The following is a 4,925-nucleotide window of genomic DNA, read 5'->3' on the forward strand; positions in this document are numbered from 1 at the left end:
GTTGATTTTCACCCAGAACTGAGCCGGTTTTTTCACCGAGAAGTGAGCCACCTCTGATTATGGATTTCGGTTCATGCTGGGGTCAAGGTCGGGTTTGTCTCCTTCTTTTTCCGGGCTGCGGCGGCTGAACTTGCTTTGAAGCGGAAGCTGTCGTTGCCGGTTTCCAGGATGTGACAGCGGTGGGTGAGGCGGTCGAGCAAGGCCGTGGTCATTTTTGCATCCCCAAAGACCGTGGCCCATTCGCTGAAGCTCAGGTTGGTGGTTATGACGACGCTGGTGCGCTCGTAGAGTTTGCTCAGCAGATGGAACAGCAAGGCGCCGCCTGATGCGCTGAACGGCAGATAGCCCAACTCGTCCAGGATCACGAGGTCGAGCTTGGTCAGGCCTTCGGCAATCTGCCCGGCCTTGCCCTTCGCCTTTTCCTGTTCGAGGGCGTTGACCAGTTCGATGGTGGAGAAGAAGCGGACCTTCCTGCGGTGATGTTCTATGGCCTGGATGCCGAGGGCGGTGGCGACATGGGTTTTGCCGGTGCCCGGACCGCCGATCAGAACCACGTTCTGGGCGCCATCCATGAACTCGCAACGGTGCAGGGTCCTGACCGTGGCCTCGTTGATCTCGCTGGCGGCGAAGTCGAAGCCGGAGAGATCCTTGTAGGCCGGGAACCGCGCGGACTTCATGTGATAGGCGATAGATCGAACTTCGCGTTCGGCCAGTTCCGCCTTCAGGAGTTGCGACAGCATCGGGATGGCGGCTTCAAAAGCCGGTGCCCCTTGCTCGATCAGATCGGTCACCGCCTGCGCCATGCCATACATTTTGAGGCTGCGCAGCATGATGACAATGGCGCCAGCGGCTGGATCATGACGCATGGCGACCACCTGCAATCTGGGCACGCAGGCCGTCATAGCGTTCGACATTGGCCTTGGGCTCGCGATGCAGGGCCAGTGCTTGCGGCGTGTCCAGTGGTGGCCCGCCAACCACCTTGCCGTCGATCAGGCGGTGCAACAGGTTCAGCACATGGGTTTTGGTCGGCACGCCCTCGGCCAGCGACAGTTCCACGGCGGTCAGCACGGCCTGCTCATCGTGGTGCAAGACAAGGGCAAGGATATCGACCATCTCCCTGTCCCCGCCGGGCTTGCGCAGCATGTGATCCTGCAACTGTCTGAACGCTGGAGGTAATTCCAGAAAGGGCGCGCCGTTGCGAAGCGCGCCGGGCTTCCGTTGCACGACCGCCAGATAATGCCGCCAGTCGTAGATCGTCTTCGGCGGAAGATGGTGGCTGCGTGCGATCACGCGGGCATGTTCGCACAGGATGTTGCCTTCAGCTGCCACGACCAACCGATCGGGATAGATCCGAAGGCTGACCGGACGATTGGCGAATGACGCAGGAACGCTGTAACGATTGCGTTCGAAGCTGATCAGGCAGGTGGGCGAGACCCGCTTGCTGAGCTCGATGAAGCCGTCGAAGGCCACGGGCAACGGCATCAAGGCGGCCCGCTCTTCAGCCCAAACATCGGCGATCGTGCCGGGCAGCGTGCCATGGGCGGTCTCGCTCCATAGTTCCTGGCACCGCCGTTCGAGCCAGGCATTCAACGCGGCAAGGTTGGGGAAGTCTGGCATCCCCTGCAGCATCTGGTGACGGGAATCCCGAACGTTCTTCTCGACCTGCCCCTTCTCCCAGCCTGCCGCCGGATTGCAGAACTCCGGCTCATAGACATAGTGGTTCGTCATGGCGAGGAAGCGCATGTTGATCTGCCGCTCCTTGCCGCGGCCGACACGATCCACTGCCGTCTTCATGTTGTCGTAGATGCCCCGACCAGGGACGCCGCCGAAGACCCGGAACGCGTGCCAATGGGCATCGAACAGCATCTCATGGGTCTGCAATGGATAGGCACGCAGCAAAAAGGCCCGGCTGTGCGACAGCTTGATATGGGCCATCTGCAGCTTGGCGCGCTCGCCGCCCAGAACCGCAAAATCCTCGCTCCAGTCGAACTGGAAGGCATCGCCGGGGTCAAAGTGCAGCGGCACGAAGGTCCCGCGCCCCGTCGTCTGCTGTTCGCGCTGCCGATCAGCACGCCACCGTCGTGCAAACGCCGCGACCCGGGCATAGGAGCCGGTGAAGCCAAGTGCTACGAGATCGGCGTGCAACTGCTTCATGGTCCGCCGCTGCTTGCGCGACTTGCCGGCTTCGGTCTTGAGCCAACCCGCCAGCTTCTCGGCAAAGGGGTCAATCTTGCTTGGACGTTCCGGCGTCGCGAACCTTGGCTCGATCGTGTTCGCCGCCAGATGCTTGGTCACGGTGTTGCGCGACACGCCCGTCAGCCGCGAAATCTCGCGGATCGACAGTTTCTGCCGTAAGTGCATGCGTCGGATGATGTTCAATAGTCCCATGTGGATCACTCCGTTGCCCCCGCCGCTCACCGCTTTGGGGGAAGGTTCACATGGCTCAGTTCTCAGTGAAAATTATGCGCCCAACCGGCTCAGTTCTGGGTGAAAATCAACAGTGTGGCAATTGGTTGAAGAACGACAGCACCTGATCGCGCCTCAGCTTCTTGCGCAGCACAGCTTGCCCAGAGGCGTCAGCACCATGTGCCTGGAACACATTCTTCGCCAGATCGAGCCCGACAGTGGTAATCTTCGACATAACCGCTCTCCTATGTGGATCATCGCAGACCCACCTTGGCATAAGGATGCCGTCGGGGGGCGGTTACATCATCAACGCCTTCTCCTGATATCATGTCGCAGGAAAGGCCAATACCTGTATTCTCTAAACGTGCGACCGCGCCCACTGCGCTATCTGCGCGGCAGGCATTACACCGCTCGTCCTCGCGATTTCCTTGCCGCCTCTGAAAAGGATCATGGTCGGAATGCCGCGGATGCCGTAGCGCCCCGCGATCTGCTGTTCGGCTTCGGTATCGAGCTTGCCGAGGCGGACATGGGGTTCGAGCGAACGCGCCGCCGCCTCGAACTGCGGTGCCATGACCTTGCATGGTCCGCACCATTCCGCCCAGAAATCGACGAGCAGCGGCAGTTCGGCATTGGCGTGCCGGTCGAAATTGGCCTCGGTGAGCACGACCGGCCGGCCCTCGAACAGGGCGGCGCCGCAGCGGCCGCATTTGGGGGTGTCCGTCAGGCGCTCCTGCGGGACGCGGTTCACTGAACTGCATTTCGGGCAAGCAACGGTGGGCATTCTGTTCTTCCTTCGTGTTTCGTTTCGGAGAGGGCCGCAGACCGGCGCCGTTCAGCGCGAGGCCGAGGCCCCGCGGGCTTCCCGGTGGCGCGGTCCGGGCAGGTATTCGACACCGCCGCCCTGGCGGCGCACGGGCTGCGGGTAGAGGGTCATCAGCTCGAGGATTTCCTCGGGCATGTCGGTTCTTACCGGCAGTCCCATCTCGCGCGCCTCGTCGGCGGAGATCGGATAGTCATGGGTCCAGGTGCCGGTGGCCAGCTGCGCCGCCACGGCCGCCGCCCTTTCCGCGTCCATCTTGTCGGACAAGAGCCGCCGCACAGCCGCCTCGACCTGGGCGATCGCCTTGCGCCCGACATCGGCCATGACCAAGGTCTGGTCCTCGATCTCGGCAATCGGCTTCTGTTCCACGACCCGGATGAGCGAAGCGGCCGGCATCTGGCCGAGTTGCGGATCGACCGGACCCAGCACGGAGTGGTCGCACATCACGATCTCGTCCGCTGCCAGGGCGATCAGGGTTCCCCCCGACATGGCATAGTGCGGCACGAAAACCGTGACCTTGCCCTTGTGTCCCTGGATGGCGCGGGCGATCTGCGTGGCGGCCAAGACCAGCCCTCCGGGCGTGTGCAGCACGATGTCGAGCGGCATCTCGGCATCCGTCATCTGGATGGCGCGCAGAACCTCCTCGGAATCGTTCACGTCGATGTAGCGCACCAGGGGAAATCCCAGGAGGTTCATCGTCTCCTGCCGGTGGATCATCAGGATCACCCGGCTTGCTCGCTTCTTCTCGATCTGGGCGATCTTCCGCGCGCGCATCGCCTCGAGATACTTCCTCTGCAGGGCCGGCTGCAGCGCCGAGGCGATGAAGAACAGCCATAGCAATTGCATCAGATCCATGGACTTCCTCCTCCCTGTCTTCGGCCATCCGGCAGGAAGCCGTAGATCCCTTCGTCGCGATAGTATCGGCGATGGGCGCCGGCGGGCCTGCGCAGAAGCGGTGTGGCGAGCCATCCTGCGACGAAGCCGCCGATATGCGCTGACCTGCCCCCCTTGGGTCCCTCGTTCATAACGAGAGTCTGCGGGTTTGAGATTGGTAGTCGGGGCGGTCGTTCTGGGCAAGCGCGCTGACCTCGAAGAACAGCGGGATGATCAGGATCGACACGATCACGACGATCCGGGCCGCCGGGAACATCCGGGCATAGCACCCGATCACCCCCGCGATGGCACCGGACGCGCCGAGGGCGGGCACGACCGAGTCGGGGTAGGCAAGGGCATGGGCCAGCCCCGCGGCCACACCGCAGAAGAGATAGAACAGCGCGAACCGCACCGGCCCGAGCCGGTCCTCCACAGCCGGGCCGAAGATCCACAGCGTCCACCTGTTGAGGATGAGGTGAAGCTAGCCCGCATGAAGGAAGATGTTGGTCAGGAATGGCGTCCAGTCGGAAGGGGCGACGAGGCTCAGTTGCCCGAAGAAGCGCGAGGGAACCAGCGCAAAGTCGAACAGGAACCGGTCGAGCACGCGCGGCGGCAGGCCGACCTGATAGAGGAGCGCAAGGGCGCTGATACCAATGACCGACCAGACGACGATCGGCGGGTATCGGCGTGCGACGGTGTCAGCCCACGGGAACATGCGACGCCTCCTCGCGCCTGTGGCCGGCCGTCGTCACGGTTTCTTCCCTACGACTGTCACACCCGTCCAGGCCGGGGGATCGGAGGCGGGGAAGGATTCGAGCGAGGCTTC

6 protein-coding genes and 1 pseudogene are annotated in these 4,925 nt (G+C 62.8%); all 7 read right to left on the reverse strand.

Going from position 1 to position 4,925, the window contains the following annotated elements; genetic code table 11:
- Nucleotides 1-71: 71 nt before the first annotated feature.
- The 7 genes and pseudogenes from istB to CG51_RS20865 all read right to left on the reverse strand — a co-directional run bounded on the left by istB (nt 72) and on the right by CG51_RS20865 (nt 4,814).
- On the reverse strand, nt 72-866 hold the full coding sequence (istB, locus tag CG51_RS18425) for an IS21-like element helper ATPase IstB (RefSeq protein WP_035747503.1): 795 nt from the start codon (nt 864-866) through the stop codon (nt 72-74).
- Nucleotides 856-2,388 (reverse strand): IS21 family transposase, encoded by a 1,533-nt coding sequence (gene istA / locus CG51_RS18430; protein ID WP_143412860.1) that lies wholly within the window; start codon nt 2,386-2,388, stop codon nt 856-858. Before istA ends, istB begins: the two co-directional genes overlap by 11 nt.
- 109 nt (nt 2,389-2,497) lie before the next feature.
- Nucleotides 2,498-2,641: pseudogene (locus tag CG51_RS20295) on the reverse strand (IS110 family transposase); the annotation flags it as partial.
- A 123-nt stretch (nt 2,642-2,764) separates the two neighbouring features.
- Entirely contained in the window at nt 2,765-3,187 is a 423-nt protein-coding gene (trxC, locus tag CG51_RS18440; protein ID WP_035747505.1) for a thioredoxin TrxC, read from the reverse strand.
- A 51-nt stretch (nt 3,188-3,238) separates the two neighbouring features.
- Nucleotides 3,239-4,081, reverse strand: coding sequence for an SDH family Clp fold serine proteinase (locus tag CG51_RS18445; protein WP_035747506.1), 843 nt, complete (start codon nt 4,079-4,081; stop codon nt 3,239-3,241).
- A 166-nt stretch (nt 4,082-4,247) separates the two neighbouring features.
- Nucleotides 4,248-4,571, reverse strand: coding sequence for a rhomboid family intramembrane serine protease (locus CG51_RS20860; RefSeq protein WP_428829762.1), 324 nt, complete (start codon nt 4,569-4,571; stop codon nt 4,248-4,250).
- Between the two features lie 9 nt (nt 4,572-4,580).
- On the reverse strand, nt 4,581-4,814 hold the full coding sequence (locus tag CG51_RS20865; protein ID WP_233141292.1) for a hypothetical protein: 234 nt from the start codon (nt 4,812-4,814) through the stop codon (nt 4,581-4,583).
- Between the last annotated feature and the right edge of the window lie 111 nt (nt 4,815-4,925).

Origin of the sequence: Haematobacter missouriensis (assembly GCF_000740775.1) — a bacterium.
GTDB classification, from domain to species: Bacteria; Pseudomonadota; Alphaproteobacteria; order Rhodobacterales; family Rhodobacteraceae; genus Haematobacter; species Haematobacter missouriensis.